Consider the following 25,446-nt stretch of genomic DNA (forward strand, 5'->3'; position numbering starts at 1 on the left):
TGACAGAAATCCAATGTGGGAGCGGGCTTGCTCGCGAAAGCGGTAGGTCAGGCGCCGGAGAACTACTTGAAACGCCGCTCCACACCTTTCTCCACGAGAATCTTCGCGGAGATTTCTTCCACGGAAAAATGTGTGGAATTGATGTTCGGAATGTTCTCGCGGCGGAACAGGTTCTCGACCTCGCGCACTTCGAACTCGCACTGGGCGTAGCTCGAATAGCGGCTGTTGGGTTTGCGCTCGTTGCGGATCGCGGTGAGGCGGTCCGGGTCGATGGTCAGGCCGAACAGCTTGTGCTGGTGGGCGCGCAGGGCGTTTGGCAGTTGCAGGCGTTCCATGTCGTCTTCGGTCAGTGGGTAGTTGGCTGCGCGGATACCGAATTGCATGGCCATGTACAGGCACGTCGGCGTCTTACCACATCGCGACACGCCCACTAGTATCAGGTCGGCCTTGTCGTAATAGTGCGTGCGGGCGCCGTCGTCGTTGTCGAGGGCGAAGTTAACGGCCTCGATGCGCTCCATGTAATTGGTGTTGGCGCCGATGGAGTGGGACTTGCCGACAGTGTAGGAAGAATGCTCGGTCAGTTCCTGTTCAAGCGGTGCCAGGAACGTCGAGAAAATGTCGATCATGAAACCATTCGAGGTTGCGAGAATCTCACGAATGTCCTGATTGACGATGGTGTCGAAGATAATCGGACGGAAGCCGTCGGTTTCGGCGGCTTTGTTGATTTGTTGTACCATGGCCCGCGCTTTGTCCACGTTGTCGATGTACGGCCGCGTGACTTTGCTGAAGGTAATGTTTTCGAACTGCGCCAGAAGGCTTTGACCCAGGGTTTCGGCGGTAATGCCGGTACCATCGGAGATAAAGAAAGCAGATCGTTTCATTTGCACCTTGGGCCTTAAGCTAGTAACGAATCTTGGATATGATAGGCGCGATTTGCCGGCCGCCATTGGCCCGCATTCTCACTTATTTTCCAGGTCCAGGCCATATAGCCGGCAAATGCACACTTAAGCAGCCGGTTTCTGAGCTTTTCCAACACAGTTAGTGGAGAGATCACCTTGGTAGAGTACGTAGTTTCCCTCGATAAGCTCGGCGTCCATGATGTAGAGCATGTGGGGGGCAAGAACGCATCCCTGGGCGAGATGATCAGCAACCTTGCAGGTGCCGGTGTATCGGTGCCCGGCGGCTTCGCCACGACCGCTCAGGCTTATCGTGATTTCCTGGAGCTGAGCGGCCTGAACCAGCAGATTCACGACGCACTCGATGCCCTGGACGTCGATGACGTGAATGCCCTGGCCAAGACCGGTGCCCAGATCCGCCAATGGATCATGGAAGCCGAGTTCCCTGAAAAACTGAATGCCGAAATTCGCACTGCGTTCGCCACGCTGTCCGCCGGCAATCCTGACATGGCCGTGGCCGTGCGTTCTTCCGCCACCGCTGAAGACTTGCCGGACGCTTCCTTCGCCGGCCAACAGGAAACCTTCCTGAACATCCGTGGTGTCGAAAACGTCATTCGCGCCGCCAAAGAGGTGTTCGCCTCGCTGTTCAACGATCGCGCCATTTCCTATCGCGTGCATCAGGGCTTCGACCACAAGCTGGTGGCCCTGTCCGCTGGCGTGCAGCGCATGGTCCGTTCCGAAACCGGCACCGCCGGCGTGATGTTCACCCTCGATACCGAATCGGGCTTCCGTGACGTGGTGTTCATCACCGGCGCCTACGGCCTGGGTGAAACCGTCGTACAAGGCGCGGTGAACCCGGATGAGTTCTACGTCCACAAGGGCACGCTGGCTGCCGGTCGTCCGGCCATCCTGCGTCGCAACCTGGGCAGCAAGGCCATCAAGATGATCTACGGCGACGAGGCCAAGGCCGGTCGTTCGGTCAAGACCGTCGACGTGGACAAGGCCGAGCGCGCGCGTTTCTGCCTGAGCGACGCCGAAGTCAGCGAGTTGGCCAAGCAGGCGATGATCATCGAGAAGCACTACAAGTGCCCGATGGACATCGAGTGGGCCAAGGACGGTGACGACGGCAAGCTGTACATCGTGCAGGCCCGTCCGGAAACCGTGAAGAGCCGCACCCAGGCCAACGTCATGGAACGTTACCTGCTGAAAGAGACCGGCACTGTGCTGGTGGAAGGCCGCGCCATTGGCCAGCGCATCGGCGCCGGCAAGGTCCGCATCATCAAGGACGTGTCCGAGATGGACAAGGTCCAGCCAGGCGACGTACTGGTTTCCGACATGACCGACCCGGACTGGGAACCGGTCATGAAGCGCGCCAGCGCCATCGTCACCAACCGTGGCGGCCGTACTTGCCACGCGGCGATCATCGCCCGTGAGCTGGGTATTCCAGCGGTAGTAGGTTGCGGCAACGCCACCCAGCTGTTGAAAGACGGCCAGGGCGTGACCGTTTCCTGCGCTGAAGGCGACACCGGTTTCATCTTCGAAGGCGAATTGGGCTTCGACATCAAGAAGAACTCCGTGGACGCCATGCCGGAGCTGCCGTTCAAGATCATGATGAACGTCGGCAACCCGGACCGCGCCTTCGACTTCGCGCAGCTGCCGAACGCCGGAGTGGGCCTGGCCCGCCTGGAGTTCATCATCAACCGCATGATCGGCGTGCACCCCAAGGCACTGCTGAACTACGACGGTCTGCCGCAGGACATCAAGGAAAGCGTCGACAAGCGCATCGCCGGTTACGACGATCCGGTCGGCTTCTATGTCGAGAAACTGGTCGAAGGCATCAGCACCCTGGCGGCTGCGTTCTGGCCGAAGAAAGTCATCGTGCGCCTGTCGGACTTCAAGTCCAACGAATACGCCAACCTGATCGGCGGCAAGCTGTACGAGCCGGAAGAAGAGAACCCGATGCTGGGCTTCCGCGGTGCTTCGCGTTACATCAGCGAATCGTTCCGCGACTGCTTCGAACTCGAATGCCGCGCTCTGAAGCGTGTGCGCAACGAGATGGGCCTGACCAACGTCGAAATCATGGTGCCGTTCGTTCGTACCCTGGGCGAAGCGAGCCAGGTGGTCGATCTGCTGGCGGAAAACGGCCTGGCCCGTGGCCAGAACGGTCTGCGCGTGATCATGATGTGCGAACTGCCGTCCAACGCCATCCTGGCGGAAGAATTCCTCGAGTTCTTCGACGGTTTCTCCATCGGCTCCAACGACCTGACCCAGCTGACCCTGGGCCTGGACCGTGACTCCGGCATCATCGCCCACCTGTTCGACGAGCGTAATCCGGCGGTGAAGAAGCTGCTGGCCAATGCGATTGCCGCGTGCAACAAGGCCGGCAAATACATCGGCATCTGCGGTCAGGGTCCTTCGGACCACCCGGACCTGGCCAAGTGGCTGATGGAGCAGGGCATTGAAAGCGTTTCGTTGAACCCGGACTCCGTACTGGAAACCTGGTTCTTCCTGGCAGAGGGTCAGGCGCAGGCTTGATCCTGTAGGAGCGAGCCTGCTCGCGATGGACTGCAGAACAGCGCGTTTTTTCAGCATGAACGCGTTATCGTTGGCGACCATCGCGAGCAGGCTCGCTCCTACAATGACTGGCAGCGTGTTCGGTGAACGCTGCCTTTGAGACTCAAGCAGGGCGGGCTCCATCTGGATGCCGCCCTTTTTTGTGCAAGAGATTATGCAAAGCAGCAGCAACCTATTTCCTGTCGCCCTGATCAGCGCCGAACGGCGCGGCGATCTGAGCGAAGATGTCTATCGTTTGAAACCCGGTAACAGCCCCGACTTCACTGTCGAACTGGCTGTGACACGCCTTGGCATGGCCGATGAGTCGTCCTCCCGTGGCGTGCCGGTGATCCTGCTGCACGGCAGCTTTTCCAATCGCCGTTTCTGGTTTTCCCCCAAGGGCCTGGGGTTGGGCGCTTACCTGGCCCGCCAGGGGTTCGACGTCTGGATTCCGGAAATGCGCGGTCACGGCTTGTCCCAACGTAACCACGACTACCGCAAGAACCGTGTCGCCGACTACGCACGTTATGACCTGCCGGCCATTGGCGCGTTCGTGCGTGAGCAGAGCGGGCAGGTGCCGCACTGGATCGGTCACTCGCTGGGCGGTATTACCCTGGCGGCGGCGCTGGGTGGCGAGTACATCGGTGAGCCGGTCGTGGCCTCGGCGGCGTTTTTTGGCACCCAGGTCAGCCGCACTTACTGGCCCTTGAAGATTCCGCCCGTGGAGTGGAGCAGTCGTTTCATTCTCAAGCGTTTTGCCCAGTTGTCCGGCTCAAGGCTCAAGCGCGGTCCCGAGGACGAGCCAATTGGCCTGGCCCTGGAAAGCATGCGTTGGTTCGGCCTGTTCGGGCGCTTCGGCGATGCCGACAAAAACTGGTGGGACGGATTGGCCGAGATCAAGTTGCCGGTGCTCGCCGTGAGCGCTGCGGGTGATCATCAGGATCCTGCGTGGGCTTGTCGCAAACTGTTCGAACAGTTCGGTTCCGAGCACAAGCAATTTATCAATCTGGGTCGTGATCAAGGTTTTGCCGATAATTTCGGCCATGTTGAAATGCTTGTCAGCAAGCCTGCCCAGACCGAAGTCTGGCCTTTGGTAACCCGCTGGCTGGCGGATCAGCAGGCACCGTTGTTGGGAGGGCAACGGGATTTGTCCGCGGCGATTTGAGCCTGACGCTCTAACAAGGGCATTTCGCTCTGATCGGCTTGCGGCTAAGATATGACGCATTGAGCTGTTCTGGTCACTTTCCGTGACTGAGTCATCACTGATGTTCGTGCAGTCTTCCTCTTTAACAGGAGTTTCTCGATGATCCATTACCTCACGCCTGACCTGTGCGACGCCTATCCGGAACTGGTGCAGGTGCTGGAGCCGATGTTCAGCAATTTCGGCGGCCGTGATTCCTTTGGTGGCGAAATCGTGACCATCAAGTGCTTCGAAGACAACTCGCGGGTCAAGGAGCAAGTCGAGCTCAAGGGGGATGGCAAAGTGCTGGTGGTAGACGGTGGCGGTTCCCTGCGCCATGCGTTGCTGGGTGACATGCTGGCCGAGAAAGCCGCGAAAAACGGTTGGGAAGGGCTGGTAATCTACGGTTGCATCCGTGACGTCGATATCATCGCACAGACCGATCTGGGCGTTCAGGCCCTTGCCAGCCACCCGAGGAAATCCGACAGGCGCGGGCTCGGCGATCTCAACGTTGCCGTGACCTTCGCTGGCGTGACATTCCACCCGGGCCATTACATCTATGCGGACAACAACGGCGTGATCATCTCGCCCAGCCCGCTGAAAATGCCTGAATAAAGCGCTGGTCGACCAAAGGAGTGCGGATGTTCGAGGAAGAAAACGCGCAATGGGGGCTGGTGCATGCCCTGGTGCTGGACGGTAAAGGCGGTGCGCGTTCGATTGCCCGGACTGAACTCGATGACTTGCAGCTGCAGGCCCATGAAAGCCTGTGGCTGCACTGGGATCGCAGTCATCCGCAAACCCGGACCTGGTTACGCAAGTCCAGCGGTCTGAGCGAATTCAGCTGTGACCTGTTACTTGAAGAAAACACCCGTCCGCGACTTTTACAGCTTTCCGACAGCGAACTGCTGCTATTTTTGCGCGGGGTCAATCTGAACCCCGGTGCCGAGCCGGAAGACATGGTGTCTGTGCGGATCTTCGGCTCTGCCCAGCGTGTCATTTCCCTGCGTTTGCGTCCGTTGCGTGCCACTGATGAGTTGCTGGTGCAACTGTCCGAGGGCAAAGGGCCGAAAACCGCCTCCGAACTCATCCTTTGCATGGCGCAGTACCTCACCAACAAGGTGCAGGATCTGGTCAGCTGTCTCTCGGAAGTGGTCGATGAGGAAGAAGAAAAGCTGGATGCCGACGAACGGTATACTCCTGAGCACGGATCGGTTTTGCAGATTCGTCGCCGGGCGGCTGCGTTGAAGCGCTTTCTCGCTCCGCAGCGGGACATTTTCGGTCAACTGACGCGGATCAAATTGCCCTGGTTCGTCGAGGACGACGGCGATTACTGGAACGAATTGAACAACAGCCTGACCCGCTACCTGGAAGAGCTGGAATTGACCCGGGAGCGGGTGGGGCTGGTCCTGGAGGCTGAGGATCGTCGCCTGAGCGTGCGCATGAACCGCACGATGTATCGCTTCGGGATCATCACCGGGATCTTTTTGCCGATGAGTTTTCTGGCCGGGCTTTTGGGGATCAACGTCGGTGGAATTCCGTTCTCTTCCAGCCCTTACGGCTTTCTGATCGCCTGCCTGATGATGGTCTCGGTGGCGCTGGGGCAGTGGTGGTTGTTCCGACGTTTGCGCTGGGTCTGAGGGAAACCATGTGACCCGAGCAAAACTGACCGCGTCTCCCACAGACATCACGAGAGGTGCGTATGCACGATCCGTTTGAACAGTCTTTACGCGACATGCTCAACGCCTCACCGTCCACCCGGGACGACGATGCGTGCCTGGGGCGTGTGCTGAAAACCGCCAACCGCCAGGTCGGCGCCGGTGATCTGTTCAGCCTGCTGGGGCGCTGGTTGCCCGCACTGATGATCGCCCTGAATAGCGGATCGGCCCATGTCGCGCCGGTATCCCGTCTTCGTAAACCTGCTGCCCGCACTGCTGATAAGGCTGATTGAATATGGAACTTGATCTCTGGACTCAGAGCCTCGTCACTGCAATGACTGCGTTGTGGACCAAGGTTGCGAACTTCATTCCGAACCTGTTCGGCGCACTGGTTGTGCTGCTGTTGGGTTTTGTCGTGGCCAAACTGCTGGACACCTTGCTCTCGAAGTTGCTCGCCAAACTGGGCCTTGATCGCTTGATGGGTGGCACCGGCCTGACCAAATTGCTGTCCCGCGCCGGGTTGCAAGTGCCTATTTCGACCCTGATCGGCAAGATCGTCTATTGGTTCGTTCTGCTGATTTTTCTGGTTTCTGCCGCAGAATCCCTTGGTCTTGAGCGAGTTTCAGCTACGCTGGACATGCTTGCGCTGTATTTGCCGAAGGTATTCGGCGCGGCGCTGGTGTTGCTGGTAGGGGTCTTGCTGGCGCAACTGGCCAACGGGCTGGTGCGCGGAGCGGCAGAAGGCGTGGGTCTGGACTATGCTTCAGGGCTTGGGCGGATTGCCCAGGGTCTGGTGATCATCATCAGTATCTCGGTTGCGATCAGCCAGTTGGAGGTCAAGACTGACCTGCTGAACCATGTGATCGTGATTGTGTTGATAACCGTTGGTCTGGCGGTAGCGCTGGCCATGGGGTTGGGAAGCCGGGAAATTGCCGGCCAGATTCTTGCGGGAATCTACGTGCGTGAGCTGTACCAGGTTGGGCAACAAGTGCGTGTTGGCGAGGTCGAAGGCCAGATTGAAGAGATCGGCACGGTTAAAACCACATTGCTGACCGATGAGGGTGAGCTAGTCTCTCTTTCCAATCGGATCCTCCTTGAGCAGCACGTGAGTAGCCGCTAACCCGGCAAACCCTGCTAATGTATGCCGCCGCAAAATGCCTGCTGATGCTGGCTGCGGCGGACATTGACCTGACTGTCGGCCCGACTTGTTTTGAATAAAGCCCAATCGTTATCCATGCGCTACGACCCCCGCGAGCTCTCTGATGAGGAGTTGGTCGCGCGCTCGCATTCCGAGCTGTTTCACGTAACACGCGCCTATGAAGAACTGATGCGGCGTTACCAACGAACACTATTTAATGTGTGTGCACGATATCTCGGGAACGATCGCGACGCAGACGATGTCTGTCAGGAGGTCATGTTGAAGGTGCTGTATGGCCTGAAGAACTTCGAAGGTAAATCGAAGTTCAAGACATGGCTATATAGCATCACGTACAACGAGTGCATTACACAATATCGAAAGGAACGGCGAAAGCGTCGCTTGATGGACGCATTGAGTCTTGACCCTCTCGAGGAAGCGTCAGAAGAAAAGACGCCGAAACCTGAGGAAAAGGGTGGACTTGATCGCTGGTTGGTGTATGTGAACCCGATTGACCGGGAAATTCTGGTGCTACGATTTGTCGCAGAGCTGGAGTTTCAGGAGATCGCAGACATCATGCATATGGGTTTGAGCGCAACAAAAATGCGGTACAAACGCGCTCTAGATAAATTGCGTGAGAAATTTGCAGGCATTGCTGAAACTTAGTTCAGCGCAAATATCTCTTACGTGTAGGCAAGTTCTGTTAGACTTGCCGCCGAGTTGTCCCCCGGTTTGCGGGACTGCTTCACAATCACCAGATGGGGATTTAACGGATGAAACTGAAAAACACCTTGGGCTTGGCCATTGGTACTCTTATTGCCGCTACTTCGTTCGGCGCATTGGCACAAGGCCAAGGCGCAGTTGAAATCGAAGGCTACGCAAAGAAGCAATATTTCGATAGCGACCGTAACTTCAAGAACGACGGCATCCTGCCGGGTGGTTCTATCGGTTACTTCCTGACTGACGACGTTGAACTGCGTCTGGCCTACGACGAAGTGCACAACGCCCGTGCAAACGACGGCAAGAACGTTAAGGGCGCGAACACCGCTCTGGACGCTCTGTACCACTTCAACAACCCAGGCGACATGCTGCGTCCTTACGTCTCGGGCGGTTTCTCCGACCAGAGCATCGACCAGAACGGTTCGAACGGTCGTAACCGTTCCACCTTCGCCAACGTTGGCGGCGGTGCCAAGCTGTACTTCACCGACAACTTCTATGCCCGTGCTGGCGTTGAAGCTCAGTACAACATCGACCAGGGCAACACCGAGTGGGCTCCTAGCGTCGGTATCGGTGTGAACTTCGGTGGCGGCAGCAAGCCTGCTGCTGCTCCAGTTCCAGCTCCGGAAGTTTGCTCCGACAGCGACAACGATGGCGTTTGCGACAACGTTGACAAGTGCCCGGACACCCCGGCCAACGTAACTGTTGACGCTGATGGCTGCCCAGCTGTTGCTGAAGTCGTTCGTGTAGAGCTGGACGTGAAGTTCGACTTCGACAAGGCGGCAGTCAAGCCAAACAGCTACGGCGACATCAAGAACCTGGCTGACTTCATGAAGCAGTACCCATCCACCACCACTACTGTTGAAGGTCACACTGACTCCGTCGGTCCTGACGCTTACAACCAGAAACTGTCCGAGCGTCGTGCAAGCGCCGTTAAGCAAGTTCTGACCAACCAGTACGGTGTTGAGTCGTCCCGCGTTCAGTCCGTTGGCTACGGCGAATCCCGCCCAGTTGCTGACAACAAAACTGACGCTGGTCGTGCAGTTAACCGTCGCGTAGAAGCGCAGGTTGAAGCTCAAGCTAAGTAATTAGCTCGCAGCTCTGAAAAGCCCGGCTCAGGCCGGGCTTTTCTTTGTCTGCGATTTGGTGAAACAGATGAAACTAAGCTGACTGATCTGCCGCCATTACAGGCAATTCACGCTCCCACAGCGATTGAGTTGCACAGGCTGCCACTGCACCGATCACCAGTATGGCAGGGCTTTTCAGTTGGAATCTGTAGGCAGCTTCATCCATGTCTGTGAGAGTGCTCCGACATTCTCGTTGATGGGGCAAAGAGGCGTTTTCAATCATGGCCACCGGTGTATCCGGCGCCATGCCGCCGACCAATAGCTGCTCACGGATTTCACCGAGCTTGGCCACTCCCATGTAAATCACCAACGTCGTTCCGCCTTGGGCCAGTGCCTGCCAGTTCAATTGGCTGTCGTCCTGGGTGTGTGCGGTGACCAGCGTGACACCACGGGCTACACCGCGCAAAGTCAACGGAATATCGCATTGGGTTGCCCCCGCCAGCCCGGCAGTGATGCCGTTGACCAACTCGGCTTCGACCCCGCGCTCACGCAGCCACTGCGCCTCTTCACCGCCGCGGCCGAAAATGCACGGATCGCCGCCCTTGAGCCGCGCCACGCATTTACCCTGCCGGGCATAACGAAGCATCAGGCGATGGATGAACGCTTGCGGGGTGGAGCGGCAGCCGCCGCGCTTGCCCACCGGGATGATCCGCGCCCCGGGGCAATGCTCGAGTACCGCGACATTGACCAGGTCATCGATCAGCACCACATCTGCCTCGCGCAAGGCGCGTACCGCTTTCAACGTGAGCAACTCCGGATCACCCGGGCCCGCACCTACCAGCCAGACTTTTGCACTCATAGTGTTTTCCTCACGAGAAGACGGTGACTGGCTGCGCCGTGGCAGCCAGCAGGCGTTTGATTTCCGGAACGCAGGACCCGCATTGCGTGCCGCAACCCAGTTCTTGCTTGAGTCCCTGCAAGTCCAGGCCACGGCTGATGCCGGCGCAGATCGCGTTCTGGCCGACGTTTTTGCAATTGCACAGGATCTTGTTCGCGTTGACGGGCGCGTCGAGGCTGCCCGGTGGTGCGCTCAGCGGTGCAAGCAGCCAGCGCCGCAGTTGCTGGTCCGCGCGACCTTCGAGCCACAGCCCCTGCAACCAGTGCTGGGCAAGGGTTTCACCGGCCAGTCGAATGGCAGTGATCCGGCCATTTTCGATCCGCACGCGCTTGCCAATGGCCCGTCGAGGGTCGTCGTAAGCCAGCACCGGGCCGTCATCGAGCGCCAGGTTTTTATCGATTTCGCTTAGCAGTTCTGCCGAAGGTGCTGAAGTATTGGCGGCCCGTACAAGCAGGGCAGGGCGCTCACGACCAATCAGGCTGAGGCTGACGTAGGAAAACGCCTCACAGAGCGGTCGTAGCGTCTCAAAATGCCGTTGAACATCGCCCTCGATCAGTGCGAACAGTTTCCAGGGCAAATCCACCGGATCCAGGCGAACGCCGCTGTGTTTAAGTTCGGGCTGTTTCGACAAAGGATCGAACGCGGGCAGGGTGAGGCTGTTCACCCCGCCCTTGAGAAAACGGTCGCCCCAATGCATCGGCAAAAAGGCCTGGCCCGGGCGCACGCTGTCATCGCTGGCAACCGCGACGACGATTGCGCCGCGTCGGCTTTTCAAGCTGACCAGATCCCCCGGCTGCAGGCGATGGCGGCGCAGTTCGTCCGGGTGCAGGCTCAACTCCGCTTCGTTGACATGGCCGAACAACTGCGCGGCGGTGCCGGTGCGGCTCATGCCGTGCCATTGATCGCGCAGGCGGCCGGTGATCAGGGTCAGCGGGAAGCGTGCATCGCGTTGCTCTTTGGCGGCGCGGTACGGATCGGCTACGAACTGTGCGCGCCCATTGGCAGTGGCAAATATCCCGTCGACGTACAGCCGGGCCGTGCCTTCAATGGCACCCGCAGGGAAGGGCCACTGCTGCGGGCCGAGACGATCGATCAGTGCATGGCTGATACCGGACAGATCCAGATCGCGACCTTGAGTCAGTTGTTTGTATTCGTCAAAGACCTGAGCGGGATTGTCAAATTCAAACAGGCTGGTTTGGCCGGGGCGCAGGTGTTTTTCCAGGCGTTGTGCAAAATCTACGGTGATTGCCCAGTCCGGCCGCGCCTCACCCGGTGCGACGATTGCCTGGCGTACGTGGGAAATGCGTCGCTCGGAGTTGGTCACGCAACCTTCCTTTTCCCCCCAACTGGCGGCGGGCAGCAGAAGGTCGGCGAACTTCGCGGTTTCAGTGGTGCTGAAGGCTTCCTGCAACACCACGAACGGGCAGGCTTGCAGAGCTGCGCGCACGGCTGTCTGGTCTGGCATGGATTGCGCGGGGTTGGTACAGGCGATCCACAATGCCTTGATCTTGCCGTTGCGCACTTGCTCGAACAGCTCGATCGCGGTGAGTCCGGGATTTTCCGGTAGCTGCTCGACGCCCCAGTAGGACGCCACTTGCGCACGGTGTTGCGCATTGGCGGCGTCACGATGGCCGGGCAGCAGGTTGGACAAACTGCCGGTTTCCCGCCCGCCCATGGCATTTGGCTGACCGGTGAGGGAGAAAGGTCCGGCGCCGGGACGACCGATCTGCCCGGTGGCCAGGTGCAGATTGATCAATGCACTGTTTTTCGCGCTGCCGGCAGTGGACTGGTTAAGCCCCATGCACCACAGCGACAGAAAGCTCGGTGACGTGCCGACCCACTCGGCACACTGCTGCAATTGCCCGAGGCTGATACCGCAGAGCTGCGAAACCATTTGCGGTGTGTAGTCACGCACCAGGTTTTTCAGTTCAGCCAGGCCTTCGGTGTGGTCGCGGATGAAGTCACGATCGATCCAGTCTTCCCACAGCAGCAGATGCAAAATCCCATGGGACAGGGCGACATCGGTGCCCGGCAAGATCGCCAGGTGCAGGTCAGCCAGATCGCAGGTGTCTGTGCGACGTGGGTCAATGACGATGACCTTCATCTGCGGCCGGCGGGATTTGGCGGCTTCCAGCCGGCGAAACAGCACCGGGTGGGCGTAGGCCATGTTGCTGCCGACGATCATCACGCAATCGCTCAGCTCCAGGTCTTCGTAGCTGCAGGGCGGGGCGTCGGCACCCAGGCTGCGCTTGTAGCCGACCACCGCCGAGGACATGCACAGGCGCGAATTGCTGTCGATGTTGTTGGTGCCTACCAAGGCACGTGCTAGCTTGTTGAAGGCGTAGTAGTCCTCGGTCAACAGTTGCCCGGAAATGTAGAACGCGACGCTGTCCGGGCCATGTTCGGCAATGGTCGCGGCAAAGACGCTGGTGGCGTGATCGAGGGCGGTGTCCCAGTCGGTGCGGTGGCGGGCCAGGCCTTTACCGAGGCGCAGTTCGGGGTACAGCGCCCGCGCCGTCAAGTCGCCGGTCAGGTGCAGGGTCGAGCCCTTGCTGCACAGTTTGCCGAAATTGGCCGGGTGCGCGGGGTCACCGCTGACGCCGAGGATGCGCTCGCCGTCGTGCTCGATCAGCACGCCGCAGCCGACCCCACAGTAACAGCAGGTGGACGCAGTGATCTGGCGGTCCATCAGCCTGCATCCCGCAGGGCCAGCATCACCCGGCCATTTTCCACCCGGGCGAGATGGTGATGGGCACAGCCGATATCCGGGGCCAGGGCTTCGCCGCTTTCCAGGTCGATTTGCCAGTTGTGCAACGGGCAGGCCACCCGCTTGCCGTAGACCAGACCTTGGGACAACGGGCCGCCCTTGTGTGGGCAGCGGTCGTCAAGGGCGAACACTTCGTCGTCGCTGGTACGAAAAATCGCGATGTCTCCCTTTGGCCCGGCGATGATCCGCGAGCCCAGGGCATTGATCTCTTCCAGTGCGCAGATATCCAGCCAGTTCATGCCAGCACCTCCAGGTTTTTCACGGGGATGACGTCGAATTCTTTTTTCAGCTGTGGCTGTTCCAGGCGCTCTTTCCACGGGTCCTGTTCGAACGACAGGGAGAATTGCAGGCGATCGTTGAGCGCCTTGCGCCGTTCCGGATCTTCCAGCACGGCTTTCTTGATGTGTTCCATGCCGACCCGTTGCAGGTAGTGCACGGTGCGTTCGAGGTAGAAGGCTTCTTCGCGATAGAGCTGCAGGAATGCACCGTTGTATTCGCGCACTTCTTCGGCGGTTTTCAGTTTGACGAAGAACTCCGCGACTTCGGTCTTGATCCCGCCGTTGCCACCGATGTACATCTCCCAGCCGGAGTCCACACCGATAATTCCCACATCCTTGATACCGGCTTCCGAGCAGTTGCGCGGGCAACCGGAGACAGCCAGCTTCACCTTGTGCGGCGACCACATGTTGAACAGGTCATGTTCCAGCTCAATGCCAAGTTGTGTGGAGTTCTGCGTGCCAAAGCGGCAGAACTCGCTGCCGACGCAGGTTTTCACCGTGCGGATGGATTTGCCATAGGCGTGACCGGACGGCATGTCCAGGTCTTTCCACACCCCCGGCAGGTCTTGCTTGCGAATGCCCAGCAAGTCGATGCGCTGGCCACCGGTGACCTTGACCATCGGTACGTTGTACTTGTCGGCGACGTCGGCAATGCGCCGCAGCTCTGAAGGATTGGTCACGCCGCCCCACATCCGCGGGACTACAGAGTAGGTGCCGTCTTTCTGAATGTTGGCGTGGGCGCGTTCGTTGATCAGGCGCGATTGCGGATCGTCCCTGGCTTCCCCTGGCCAGGTGGAAATCAGGTAGTAGTTGAGCGCCGGGCGGCAGGTGGCGCAGCCGTTGGGTGTGCGCCAGTTCAGGTAGCTCATGGTGCCGGCGATGGTCAGCAGGTGCTGCTCGCGGATGGCCTGACGGATTTGCCCGTGATTGAGGTCGCTGCAACCGCAGATGGCTTTTTCGCTTTTCGGTTTGACGTCCGCCGCGCCGCCCACGGTGTTGATCAGGATCTGTTCGACGAGGCCGGCGCAGGAACCGCAGGAGCTGGCCGCCTTGGTGTGTTTCTTGACGTCGTCGACACTGAACAGCCCGTGTTCCTGAATGGCTTTGACGATAGTGCCCTTGCACACACCATTGCAGCCGCAGACTTCGGCCGTGTCGGCCATGCTCATGGCCTTGTCCTGGCCTTGGTGTCCTACGTCTCCGAGGGCGCCTTCGCCGAACATCAGATGATCGCGGATCTCGCCGATGGCGTGATTCTCACGGATCTGCCGGAAATACCAGCCGCCGTCTGCCGTATCGCCGTACAGGCAGGCGCCGACCAGCACGTCATCCTTGATCACCAGTTTCTTGTAGACCCCGCCAATCGGGTCCGAGAGGGTGATGGTCTCGGTGCCTTCACCGCCCATGAAGTCGCCTGCGGAGAACAGGTCGATACCGGTGACCTTCAGTTTGGTCGAGGTCACCGACCCCTTGTAGGTGGCAAAACCCAGTTGGGCGAGGTGGTTGGCGCAGACTTTGGCCTGTTCGAACAGCGGCGCCACCAAGCCATAGGCGATGCCGCGGTGGCTGGCACACTCGCCGATCGCATAGATCCGTGGGTCGTAGGTTTGCAGTGTGTCGTTGACCAGAATCCCGCGGCTGCACGGAATGCCGGATTTCTCCGCCAGTTCGGTATTGGGGCGAATGCCGGCGGCCATCACTACCAGATCGGCGGGGATGATGTCACCGTTCTTGAATTGCACCGAACCGACCCGGCCGTTGCCCGCGTCGTGCAAGGCCTGGGTCTGCTCGCACAGGCGAAAGTGCAGGCCACGAGATTCCAGCGCGCTTTGCAGAAGCTGGCCGCTGGTCTTGTCCAGTTGCCGTTCCAGCAACCACTCGCCGATATGCACCACCGTCACGTGCATGCCCCGCAGCATCAGGCCGTTGGCGGCTTCCAGACCGAGCAGGCCGCCACCGATCACCACGGCGTGCCGGTGGGTTTTCGCGGTGTCGATCATCGCCTGGGTGTCGGCGATGTCGCGGTAGCCGATCACGCCCTCAAGGGTGTTGCCGGGAATGGGCAGGATAAAGGGCGTCGAGCCGGTGGCGATCAGCAGGCGATCGTATTCGGCTTCGCTGCCGTCTTCGGCAATGACCCGGCGCTTGACCCGGTCGATCTCCACCACCTTGCGGTTGAGCAGTAGCTTGATGTTGTTTTCCAGGTACCAGTCCAGGTCGTTGAGCACGATCTCTTCGAAGGTTTGTTCGCCCGCCAGCACCGGCGACAACAGGATGCGGTTGTAGTTGGTGTGCGGTTCGGCGCCGAAGACCGTGATGTCATACAGCTCAGTGCTCAGCTTGAGCAGCTCTTCCAGGGTCCGGACCCCGGCCATGCCGTTACCGATCATCACCAGTTTTAGTTTTTTCATCAGGTTCTCCGGGGAGCTCAGGCCTGCCTCATCAGGGTTCAGGCCATGCTCGACAAATTTTGCGCAAACAAAAAAAGGCGTCCCGCTAGTTGCCTAGCGAGGACGCCTTTGTCCTGGTCCCGTTCTCTCGGGAAGTGCAACCTTCGTCGTTGAAGCCTGCGCTGTATGTCTGTTGCAAGAGGTAATGCAGTGGTTATGCCAAGTCGCTCAAAACCCGTGTTTGTTGGCTTTTTTTTCGTTCACAAGGGCAGAACCGTGAGGGAGCGCACCGATTCAAGGCGCTTTGCCCGCTAATGGAGCGCAACCACCAGCAGCACCAGATTCAGCAGCAACGATACCAGCGCCAATGTCCGCCAGACCTTCAGCGGCTCGCGCTCCAGCAAGGGCCTGGGGCGTACGCTCAAACTGCGGCGTTCGCCCTGTTCCATCAGCAGCAGCCATTCTTCCGCCGTTTCGAAACGCTGGTCGGGGGCCGCCGCCACGGCGCGTTCCAGGTTATGGGCGATCCAGTCCGGCAGGTCGGGCCGGTAACGGCTGGCATTGACCGGGAGGCCAAACCTCGGGCGCTGGAACGCTTCGATTTCGCCATAGGGATAGTGCCCGGTGAGCAGGAAATACAGGGTTACACCGACGGCGTACAAGTCCTGCTGTGGTGTCGGTACTTCGCCGCGAAAGGCTTCTGGCGCGATGTAGCTGGGTGTACCCGGCAGCGCCCAGGGCAGATCTTGCGAGAGACCCGGGCAGTAGGCCAGGCCGAAATCCAGCAGGCGCAACTCGCCATCGTCCCCCAGCAGCAGGTTTTCCGGTTTGATATCGCGATGCAGGATCTGCCTTCGATGCAACAGGCCGACCGCTCGCAGCAAGCGTTCGGCAATGTCTTGCCACTGGGGCAGCGGCAGCGGTCCGCTTTGTTCATGCCGTTGGGCCAGGGTAGCGCCCGAATATTCACGCATCACATAGTACAAATGCTGACGCTGGCTGGCGGCATGGACTTCAGGAAAGTGTCGACCAGCCACGCGTTTGAGAAACCATTCTTCCGACAGTAACGCTTGCCCGGCCTGGGGATCGTCGTGCAGGCGCCCCGGCAGGGTTTTCAGCAGCCAGGGTTGTTGCTGACTGTCGCGAACCCGATAAAGTAGCGATTGCTGGCTCTGTGCGACGATCCCCTCGACCTGCCAGCCCTCGAACGCCTGGCCCGGTTTCAGGGCTGGCGGCAGTGGCCATTGTTGTAAGTGCATCAAGGCATCGCCAATGCTCGCTTCGCCCAGGGCATCGACCCGTACCAGCAGGGCGCTGGCGTTGTCCTGACTGCCCGCCAGATGCGCGGCATTGACCAAAGTTTGCGCAGCGCTGTGCAAGTCCGGTTGATCGCGCAGGATCGCGGCAATCGCGGTATCCCCCAGGACAGCCCAGACGCCGTCGCTGAGCAGGACGAAGCTTTCATCGGGGCGCAACTCACCGTCGAGAAAATCCAGCACCAGGTGTTGATCGAGCCCCAGCGCCCGTTTCAGCACATGCTGCATGCCCGGCTGGTCCCATACGTGATCCTCGCTGATTCGCTGCAATTGGTCGGCGTGCCAGCGATACACCCGGCAATCACCGACATGGGCCAGGGTAAAACGCCGGCCACGCAGGACCAGCGCACTGAGGGTGGTCAGCAGCGGTTGCCCGCCGCCATTGGCCTGCAACCAGCGGTTCTGCGCCAGCAGCAGTCGGTCGAGTGCCTGTGCGACGCTCCAGGTTTCCGGTGTGGCGTAGTAATCCAGCGCCAGGGCCTGCAGCGTCGAACGGGCAGCCAGACCGCCATCGACGCACTGGCTGACACCGTCGGCGATGGCGAACAGATAGCCCTTGCTCGCGGCCAGCGCCGGAGCCGGCGTGACCAGGCGCAGGGCGTCCTGGTTTTCCTCGCGAGGACCGATGGCGCTGGCTTCGGCGAAACTCAGTTGCAGGCTCATCGCGGCGTCAGACCCGCGCAGCCGTCACGGCGGCCGAACCCCAGGTGGTTCTCCAGCGACGTTTCACACCGTGCAGACCGAACCAGGCCAGAACGCCGAGGCTGGCGAACAACCACAGTGCCATTTGATAGCTGCCGGTGCTCTGCTTGATCGCGCCCATGCCAGCCGCGAGGGCAAACCCGCCGATGCCGCCGGCCATGCCGATCAGGCCGGTCATCACGCCGATTTCCCGGCGAAACCGCTGGGGCACCAACTGGAACACCGCGCCATTGCCTGCACCCAGACCGAGCATGGTGCAGACGAAAAGCGCCAGTGCGGCGTAGGAACTCGGCAGGTTGAAGCCGACCACGGCAATGCAAATCGCCGCGACGGTGTACATCGCCAACAGGGTCCGAATGCCGCCGAACCGGTCAGCCAGGGCGCCACCCAGGGGGCGCATCAGGCTGCCGCCGAACACGCAGGCAGCGGTGTAGTAGCCGGCAGTCACCGGGCTCAGGCCGTACTGGTCGTTGAAATAACCGGGCAGGGCGCTGGCCAGGCCGATGAAACCGCCGAACGTCACGCTGTAGAAAAACATGAACCACCAGCTGTCACGATCACCCAGGGCCTTGAAGTAGTCGGCCATGGATTTGGCTTTTGGCCGCTCGGGGGCATTGCGGGCCAGCCAGGCGAAGACGATCAGGGTCAGGATCAACGGAATCAGGGAAAAGCCGAACACGTTGCTCCAGCCAAACGCCGCCGCCAGCACCGGGGCGATCAATGCGGCTAATACCGTGCCCGAGTTACCCGCACCGGCGATGCCCATGGCCTTGCCTTGATGCTGCGGCGGATACCACTGCGAGGCCAGGGGCAGGGCGACGGCGAACGAAGCGCCGGCCATGCCGAGGAACAGGCCCAGCAGCAAGGCTTGTTCGTAGCTGTGGATCCCGAGTTTCCAGGCGCCGAACAGGGCGCAGATCACGATGACCTGACCGATCAGGCCGGCGGTTTTTGGCGACAGGCGATCAGCCAGCATTCCCATCACGAAGCGCAACACCGCCCCGGCCAGAATCGGCGTGGCGACCACCAGGCCTCGTTGCTGCGTCGTCAGGTGCAGGTCGGCGGCGATCTGTACCGCCAGAGGACCGAGCAGGTACCAGACCATGAAGCTCAGGTCGAAATAGAGGAACGCTGCGAACAATGTGGGTGTATGGCCGGATTTCCAGAAGCTTGAATTCATTGCGCACCTCAGCTGTGAAGAGTCTCGAAAGGAGTCATGAGCTTGCAGGTGGGGCGCCGATACGGCCGCACCACCGGCCCCGTGCTGTGGGGCCAAAACGAAAAAACGCCGCCACCCGATCCGCCAAGGGCAAATGAGGTGAGCGACGTCTTTGTCGTAGGTGGGGCAACCGCCGTTGGTTACCTGTGGTGATTACTTAGCGAGATCTGTGCCAACACTGCTTTTGTGGCGAGGGGCGGGGTCAGCCGAGCAACTCGCTCATGGCAATAATCTGCTCCGCCACTTGAATCAGCTTCTGCTGGCGGCTCATCGCCTGGCGGCGCATCAGTGTGTAGGCCTCTTCCTCGTTGCAGTCCTTCATTTTCATCAGCAATCCCTTGGCCAGTTCGATGCGCTTGCGCTCGGCCAACTGCTGGTCGCGGGCATGCAGCTGGGCACGCAAGGCCTGGTCGCTTTCGAAGCGTGCCATGGCCACATCGAGAATCGGCTGCAGGCGTTGTGCGTGAATGCCTTCGACGATGTAGGCACTGACCCCGGACTTGATCGCCTGGCGCATCACATCGGGGTCATGTTCGTCCGTGAACATCACAATCGGTCGTGGCTGGTCGCGCGTCACCAGCACCACTTGCTCCATCACATCGCGACCCGGTGACTCGGTATCGATCAGAATTACATCCGGACGCACCGTTTCGACGCGTTCAGGCAAGTCGATGGTCAGGCCGGATTCATCGATCACTTCGAATCCGGCTTCGGTCAGGGCGGCCTTCAGGCGTCCGACTTTTTTGGCGGTGTCGTTGATCAGCAGGATACGCAGCATGTTCGTGGTCTCCTGTCAGCGGCTGGCGGATCGGTGCGAGCTGTCGCTCATGGCGTGCAGTTTGAAACTGCGGGCATAACCGGCCGGGTCCGAGCCGTCCCAGATTTTGCCGTCGATCAATTGACTGCTGCGCATTTCCTCGGCTGATGAAGCGACGCCGACGGCACGGGCGGCCTCACGGTAGAGATCCAGTTGCTGGACCTGCCGGGCCACTGCGAGATAGTCCGGATCATCGCGCAACAAGCCCCAGCGACGGAACTGGGTCATGAACCACATGCCGTCGGACAGGTACGGCAGGTTGACCTCGCCATCCCCGTGCAAGCGCAGCGCGTGCGGGTCTTGCCAGTGATGGCCAAGGCCGTCGGCGTATTCGCCCAGCAGGCGCGGTTCGATGCAGTCCAGTGGCGCATCAAGGTACTGCGCGGCACTGAGCAATTGTGCGGTACTGCGGCGATTCTCGGTGCTTTCTTCGATGAAACGGCTGGCTTCCAGAACCGCCATCACCAACACCCGGGCGGTATTGGGGTATTGCTCGACGAACGCACGGGTGCAGCCGAGGACCTTTTCCGGATGATCGGGCCAGATGGTCTGGGACGTGGCCAAGGTGAAGCCAAGGTCCTGTTGCACGGCGCTGGCGGACCAGGGTTCGCCAACGCAGAAGCCGTCGATACGCCCGGCCCGCAGGTGCGCGACCATTTGCGGTGGAGGCACCACCACGCTGTCGACATCCAGCAGCGGGTGAATGCCCTGGCTGGCGAGCCAGTAATACAACCACATGGCGTGGGTGCCGGTGGGAAACGTCTGGGCGAAGGTGAGTTTTGAGCGAGTTTGGTGCACGTGCCGATCCAGTGCTTCAGGACTGGTCACTCCAAGCGCCTGCAAGCCGCGGGACAGGTTGATGCTCTGGCCGTTCTGATTCAGGCCCATCAGCACGGCCATGTCGGTCGCGGCCACGCCACCGATGCCCAGGTGAACGGCGTAAATCAGGCCATAGAGGCTGTGGGCGGCATCGAGTTCGCCGCTGACCAGTTTGTCCCGCAGGTTGGCCCAGGACGATTGGCGCTTGAGGTTCAGGGTCAAGCCGTGGGGCTGGGCGAAGCCCTGGGTGGCGGCGACCACCACCGAGGCGCAGTCGCTCAGGGCCATGAAGCCGAGATTGATTTCGGTTTTTTCCGGGGCATCGCTGCCATTGACCCAGGCCAGAGGGCCGGCTGACGGTTCGTTCATCGCGTGTTCACCTTGCAAAAAAAACGTCGTCCCGAGTTCTTGCATGAGCAGGCCGGGGACGACGCCATTGTCTTTGCACACATTCGTTCGTTGGCATGGGTGCTGGTGCCCAGAGTGGTGCAAGGCATATGCCATTATCCGTTGATTTGATCACGCGCCTCGCTTGCCACCCTGTTGCCCGGCTATAATCGCCACCTCAATTCGCCGCCAATCGAGTCAAATCCGCCCATGTACACCCTGGCCCGTCAGCTGTTGTTCAAACTCTCCCCGGAAACCTCCCACGATCTGTCCCTGGACCTGATCGGCGCGGGCGGGCGTCTTGGGCTCAACGGCTTGCTGTGCAAGGCCCCGGCGAAGCTGCCGGTGAATGTCATGGGCCTGGACTTCCCGAATCCGGTGGGGTTGGCCGCCGGCCTGGACAAGAACGGCGCGGCCATCGATGGTTTCGCCCAACTGGGTTTCGGTTTTGTCGAAATCGGCACCATCACGCCGCGCCCGCAACCGGGCAACCCGAAGCCGCGCCTGTTCCGTTTGCCGGAAGCCGAGGCGATCATCAACCGCATGGGCTTCAACAACCTCGGCGTCGATCACCTGCTGGCCCGTGTGGCGGCGGCCAAGTACAAAGGCGTGCTGGGCATCAACATCGGCAAGAACTTCGATACGCCGGTCGAGCGTGCCGTGGACGACTACCTGATCTGCCTGGACAAGGTCTACGCCCACGCCAGCTATGTGACGGTCAACGTCAGTTCGCCGAATACACCGGGCCTGCGTAGCCTGCAATTCGGCGACTCGCTCAAGCAGTTGCTGGCCGATCTGGCCGAGCGTCGCGCAGAACTGGCATTGCGTCATGGCAAACATGTACCGCTGGCGATCAAGATCGCGCCGGACATGAGCGACGAAGAAACCGCACAAGTTGCGCAAGCGCTGATCGAAACCGGGATGGATGCCGTCATCGCCACCAACACCACCCTGAGCCGCGTAGGCGTCGAAGGCATGGAGCACGGCGAAGAAGCCGGTGGCCTGTCCGGCGCACCGGTTCGTGACAAGAGCACCCACACCGTGCAAGTGCTGGCGTCGGAGCTGGGCGGACGTTTGCCGATCATTGCGGCGGGTGGCATTACCGAAGGCAAGCACGCAGCGGAGAAAATCGCCGCAGGCGCGAGCCTGGTGCAGATCTACTCGGGCTTCATCTACAAAGGCCCGGCGCTGATTCGCGAGTCGGTAGACGCAATCGCAGCGCTTCGCTAAAGGTTGCTTGGGGGCTTTTGTGGCGAGGGGGCTTGCCCCCGTTGGGCTGCGAAGCAGCCCTAAAACCGAACAATGCGGTGTATCAGCAGTTTTGCGATCATAGGGTTTACGACTGCTTCGCAGCCGAGCGGGGGCAAGCCCCCTCGCCACAAAGGGTTTGTCGCTGAGTTTGTGCAGGCATAAAAAAGGGCTCCATAAAGGAGCCCCTGGGCCGTAGCCCGCCGTCCGGATGGGACGTGCGTGGTTAATTCAGTACAAGTTCAGATTGTCGTGTCGGAGTGTTGTGCCCTGTAATTAGCCGACGGCGTGAAGTTCGTTGAGTCTGTGGATTCCCGCAGTGCCGGTCATACCGTCCCAGTTGTCGCCGCGTCCTTCTCGCCAGCCGTTGATCCAGGCTTGACGTACCGACGGTAGAGTAAATGGGCAAAGCTCACGGGATTTACCACCAACGCCATATTGATATCCGCGCAAAAATGCTCTTTCCAACGGATCACGCTTAAGTCTTCTCATAGGGTGTTGCCCTCACTTGTTGACTGTATTTATCGCGTTGACCTCTATTAAGGTCTGGCAGAAAAACTCTGCCGTTGGCGGCTCGTTGCCGGCGTGACGAGCCAAGGTGTTGGCGTCATTGCGGCGCCAACCTGTATTGAGTTCTAACCAATGCGTCACATCGAGGGAATGATCGTTTTGTCATAAGGACGTAACCATTCATGTGCTAACGCCATAAGTAACAGAGCGTTTGTAGCGTATTTATTGGCCAAACCCCGGTATGATCGGCCCTGCGCTGGATGATGGGCTTAATCCTTTACTGAGAATGGCTCCCGTTGCCGGGAAGCACTATTCGACGAAGGGTCGACTTATGACATTTTGTTGCATCAACTTTTTTATCTGTCCTTGCATCTAAGCTCATTTAACCCGGGCAGCAGGGGTGGAACGGCACACCTTCGTGCCACGCGGGCGTTCTTCGAGAAAAGCGCCTGATTGAAAACCGGACCGGCAATGCGTTGCCCGGTCACTCAGCTAAAGGTTCTGGAATTCCCATGTCCGATCATTTCGAACTCTTCCTCACTTGCCCAAAAGGCCTTGAAGGCCTGCTCATCGAGGAAGCCGTCGGGCTTGGCCTTGAGGAAGCGCGGGAGCACACCTCCGCCGTACGCGGCATGGCCACCATGGAAACCGCTTATCGCCTGTGCCTGTGGTCGCGCCTGGCCAACCGCGTGCTGCTGGTGCTCAAGCGTTTCCCGATGAAGGACGCCGAAGACCTGTACCACGGCGTGCTGGACATCGAGTGGCAAGACCACATGCTCAATGACGGCACCCTGGCCGTCGAATTCAGCGGCCATGGCTCGGGTATCGACAACACCCACTTCGGCGCGTTGAAGGTCAAGGACGCCATCGTCGACAAACTGCGCACCCCGCAGGGCGACCGTCCGTCCATCGACAAGCTCAACCCGGACCTGCGCATTCACCTGCGTCTGGACCGTGGCGAAGCCATTCTTTCCCTCGACCTGTCGGGTCACAGCCTGCACCAGCGCGGCTATCGCCTGCAGCAAGGTGCGGCACCGCTCAAGGAAAACCTCGCGGCCGCCATCCTGATCCGTTCCGGTTGGCCACGTATCGCGGCCGAAGGCGGCGCACTGGCTGACCCGATGTGCGGTGTCGGCACCTTCCTGGTGGAAGCGGCGATGATCGCCGCCGACATCGCACCGAACCTGCGTCGTGAGCAGTGGGGCTTCACCGCTTGGCTCGGTCACGTCCCGGCGCTGTGGAAAAAACTGCACGAGGAAGCTTCCGAACGCGCAGCGGCCGGCCTGGCCAAGACACCGTTGTGGATCCGCGGCTACGAAGCCGATCCGCGATTGATTCAACCGGGCCGCAACAACGTCGAGCGTGCCGGCCTGAGCGAGTGGATCAAGATCTACCAGGGCGAAGTCGCGACTTTCGAGCCGCGTCCGGACCAGAATCAGAAAGGCCTGGTGATCTGCAACCCTCCGTACGGCGAACGTCTGGGCGATGAGGCGAGCCTGCTCTACCTCTACCAGAACCTCGGCGAGCGCCTGCGCCAGGCCTGCCTGAACTGGGAAGCGGCGGTGTTCACCGGCGCGCCGGACCTGGGCAAGCGCATGGGTATCCGCAGCCACAAGCAGTATTCGTTCTGGAACGGCGCCTTGCCGTGCAAGCTGCTGCTGATCAAGGTGCTGCCGGACCAGTTCGTCACCGGCGAGCGTCGTACTCCGGAGCAGCGCCAGGTCGAGCGCGAGCAAGCCGCCTACGATCAGGCGCCGAACGAACCGCAGGAACGCAAGTTCAACAAAAACGGCAACCCGATCAAACCGACGCCGGCACCGGCTCCGGTGGTCGAGCAGCCGCGCCTGAGCGAAGGCGGGCAGATGTTCGCCAACCGCCTGCAAAAGAACCTCAAGGCCCTGGGCAAATGGGTCAAGCGTGAAGGCATCGACTGCTACCGCGTGTACGATGCCGACATGCCGGAATATTCCATGGCTATCGACCTGTATCACGATTGGGTCCACGTCCAGGAATACGCCGCGCCGAAATCAATCGATCCGGAAAAGGCCTCGGGCCGTATGTTCGATGCCCTGGCAGCTATCCCGCAGGCGTTGAACATCGACAAGAGCCGTGTGGTGGTCAAGCGCCGCGAGCGCCAGAGCGGCACCAAGCAGTACGAGCGCCAGGCGGCACAGGGCAAGTTCGTCGAGGTCAATGAAGGCGGCGTGAAGCTGCTGGTGAACCTCACCGACTACCTCGACACCGGTCTGTTCCTCGACCATCGGCCGATGCGCATGCGTATCCAGAAAGAGGCGGCCGGCAAGCGCTTCCTCAATCTGTACTGCTACACCGCGACCGCCAGCGTGCATGCGGCCAAGGGCGGCGCGCGCAGCACCACCAGTGTCGACCTGTCGAAAACCTATCTGGACTGGGCGCGTCGCAACCTGTCGCTGAACGGTTTTTCCGACAAGAACCGCCTGGAGCAGGGTGATGTGATGGCGTGGCTCGAAGCCAGTCGTGACGAGTACGACCTGATCTTCATCGACCCGCCGACGTTCTCCAACTCCAAGCGCATGGAAGGTGTCTTCGACGTGCAGCGCGATCAGGTGCAACTGATCGACCTGGCCATGGCGCGCCTGGCGCCCGGTGGTGTGTTGTACTTCTCCAACAACTTCCGCAAGTTCGAACTGGAGGCCAATCTCGGCGAGCGTTATGCGGTCGAGGAGATCACCGCCCAGACCATTGATGCGGATTTTTCCCGCAACGCCAAGATCCATCGCGCCTGGAAAATCATGGCTCGTTGAATCACTGAATGAACCCTTGTAGGAGCGAGCCTGCTCGCGATGGTCGATAACGATAACGCGTGCCTTCTGGAGTCACGCGGTACTCTTGCTACCATCGCGAGCAAGCTCG

20 protein-coding genes are annotated in these 25,446 nt (G+C 60.2%); 10 read left to right on the top strand and 10 right to left on the bottom strand.

Annotation, left to right across the window (positions count from 1 at the left end):
• Positions 1-62 precede the first annotated feature (62 nt).
• Complete coding sequence (gene ppsR / locus AC3IX1_RS09140; RefSeq protein WP_007996714.1) at positions 63-881, bottom strand: posphoenolpyruvate synthetase regulatory kinase/phosphorylase PpsR; 819 nt, start codon at positions 879-881, stop codon at positions 63-65.
• Positions 882-1,055: 174 nt separating this feature from the next.
• Here ppsR and ppsA point away from each other — a divergent pair, with 174 nt between their 5' ends.
• The 8 genes from ppsA to AC3IX1_RS09180 all read left to right on the top strand — a co-directional run bounded on the left by ppsA (position 1,056) and on the right by AC3IX1_RS09180 (position 9,224).
• Positions 1,056-3,431 (top strand): phosphoenolpyruvate synthase, encoded by a 2,376-nt coding sequence (gene ppsA, locus AC3IX1_RS09145; RefSeq protein ID WP_489387914.1) that lies wholly within the window; start codon positions 1,056-1,058, stop codon positions 3,429-3,431.
• 193 nt (positions 3,432-3,624) lie between these two features.
• Positions 3,625-4,614, top strand: a complete 990-nt coding sequence (locus tag AC3IX1_RS09150; protein ID WP_489387915.1) for an alpha/beta fold hydrolase — start codon at positions 3,625-3,627, stop codon at positions 4,612-4,614.
• A 141-nt stretch (positions 4,615-4,755) separates the two neighbouring features.
• Positions 4,756-5,244: a ribonuclease E activity regulator RraA gene (gene rraA / locus AC3IX1_RS09155; RefSeq protein WP_177318800.1), complete on the top strand. Its 489-nt coding sequence runs from the start codon at positions 4,756-4,758 to the stop codon at positions 5,242-5,244.
• A 26-nt stretch (positions 5,245-5,270) separates the two neighbouring features.
• Positions 5,271-6,266, top strand: coding sequence for a zinc transporter ZntB (locus AC3IX1_RS09160; RefSeq protein ID WP_489387916.1), 996 nt, complete (start codon positions 5,271-5,273; stop codon positions 6,264-6,266).
• Between the two features lie 62 nt (positions 6,267-6,328).
• The gene (locus AC3IX1_RS09165) at positions 6,329-6,577 is read left to right on the top strand and encodes a CrfX protein (RefSeq protein ID WP_489387917.1); all 249 of its coding nucleotides are present in this window, start codon (positions 6,329-6,331) and stop codon (positions 6,575-6,577) included.
• A 2-nt stretch (positions 6,578-6,579) separates the two neighbouring features.
• A complete protein-coding gene (locus tag AC3IX1_RS09170; protein ID WP_008048604.1) occupies positions 6,580-7,404 on the top strand; it encodes a mechanosensitive ion channel family protein in 825 nt (274 codons plus the stop codon).
• Positions 7,405-7,494: 90 nt separating this feature from the next.
• Positions 7,495-8,085, top strand: a complete 591-nt coding sequence (gene sigX / locus AC3IX1_RS09175; RefSeq protein ID WP_095945166.1) for an RNA polymerase sigma factor SigX — start codon at positions 7,495-7,497, stop codon at positions 8,083-8,085.
• Positions 8,086-8,192: 107 nt separating this feature from the next.
• Positions 8,193-9,224 (top strand): OmpA family protein, encoded by a 1,032-nt coding sequence (locus tag AC3IX1_RS09180; protein ID WP_489387918.1) that lies wholly within the window; start codon positions 8,193-8,195, stop codon positions 9,222-9,224.
• Positions 9,225-9,297: 73 nt separating this feature from the next.
• On the opposite strand, the gene cobA is transcribed toward AC3IX1_RS09180, so the two are convergent.
• The 8 genes from cobA to AC3IX1_RS09220 form a co-directional block, all read right to left on the bottom strand.
• Positions 9,298-10,062, bottom strand: a complete 765-nt coding sequence (gene cobA / locus AC3IX1_RS09185; protein ID WP_489387919.1) for a uroporphyrinogen-III C-methyltransferase — start codon at positions 10,060-10,062, stop codon at positions 9,298-9,300.
• A 10-nt stretch (positions 10,063-10,072) separates the two neighbouring features.
• Positions 10,073-12,790: a nitrate reductase gene (locus AC3IX1_RS09190; RefSeq protein WP_489387920.1), complete on the bottom strand. Its 2,718-nt coding sequence runs from the start codon at positions 12,788-12,790 to the stop codon at positions 10,073-10,075.
• Complete coding sequence (nirD, locus tag AC3IX1_RS09195) at positions 12,790-13,107, bottom strand: nitrite reductase small subunit NirD (RefSeq protein WP_046042889.1); 318 nt, start codon at positions 13,105-13,107, stop codon at positions 12,790-12,792. The genes AC3IX1_RS09190 and nirD overlap by 1 nt, the downstream gene beginning before the upstream one ends.
• Positions 13,104-15,557, bottom strand: a complete 2,454-nt coding sequence (gene nirB, locus AC3IX1_RS09200; protein WP_489387921.1) for a nitrite reductase large subunit NirB — start codon at positions 15,555-15,557, stop codon at positions 13,104-13,106. The genes nirD and nirB overlap by 4 nt, the downstream gene beginning before the upstream one ends.
• A 290-nt stretch (positions 15,558-15,847) precedes the next feature.
• A complete protein-coding gene (locus tag AC3IX1_RS09205; RefSeq protein WP_489387922.1) occupies positions 15,848-17,515 on the bottom strand; it encodes a bifunctional protein-serine/threonine kinase/phosphatase in 1,668 nt (555 codons plus the stop codon).
• Between the two features lie 7 nt (positions 17,516-17,522).
• Positions 17,523-18,734, bottom strand: a complete 1,212-nt coding sequence (locus AC3IX1_RS09210) for a nitrate/nitrite transporter (RefSeq protein WP_489387923.1) — start codon at positions 18,732-18,734, stop codon at positions 17,523-17,525.
• Between the two features lie 241 nt (positions 18,735-18,975).
• On the bottom strand, positions 18,976-19,551 hold the full coding sequence (locus AC3IX1_RS09215) for an ANTAR domain-containing response regulator (RefSeq protein ID WP_008048624.1): 576 nt from the start codon (positions 19,549-19,551) through the stop codon (positions 18,976-18,978).
• A 15-nt stretch (positions 19,552-19,566) separates the two neighbouring features.
• Positions 19,567-20,778 (bottom strand): CmpA/NrtA family ABC transporter substrate-binding protein, encoded by a 1,212-nt coding sequence (locus AC3IX1_RS09220; protein ID WP_489387924.1) that lies wholly within the window; start codon positions 20,776-20,778, stop codon positions 19,567-19,569.
• Between the two features lie 228 nt (positions 20,779-21,006).
• On the opposite strand from AC3IX1_RS09220, the gene AC3IX1_RS09225 reads away from it, so the two are divergent.
• Positions 21,007-22,026 carry a quinone-dependent dihydroorotate dehydrogenase gene (locus AC3IX1_RS09225; RefSeq protein WP_008048626.1) on the top strand — a complete coding sequence of 340 codons (1,020 nt, stop codon included), beginning with the start codon at positions 21,007-21,009 and terminating at the stop codon, positions 22,024-22,026.
• 294 nt (positions 22,027-22,320) lie between these two features.
• On the opposite strand, the gene rmf is transcribed toward AC3IX1_RS09225, so the two are convergent.
• Positions 22,321-22,536, bottom strand: coding sequence for a ribosome modulation factor (rmf, locus tag AC3IX1_RS09230; protein ID WP_003223300.1), 216 nt, complete (start codon positions 22,534-22,536; stop codon positions 22,321-22,323).
• 530 nt (positions 22,537-23,066) lie between these two features.
• Here rmf and rlmKL point away from each other — a divergent pair.
• The gene (rlmKL, locus tag AC3IX1_RS09235) at positions 23,067-25,337 is read left to right on the top strand and encodes a bifunctional 23S rRNA (guanine(2069)-N(7))-methyltransferase RlmK/23S rRNA (guanine(2445)-N(2))-methyltransferase RlmL (RefSeq protein WP_489387925.1); all 2,271 of its coding nucleotides are present in this window, start codon (positions 23,067-23,069) and stop codon (positions 25,335-25,337) included.
• The last annotated feature ends 109 nt before the right edge of the window (positions 25,338-25,446 follow it).

Source organism: Pseudomonas sp. KH_046_2, assembly GCF_057838985.1.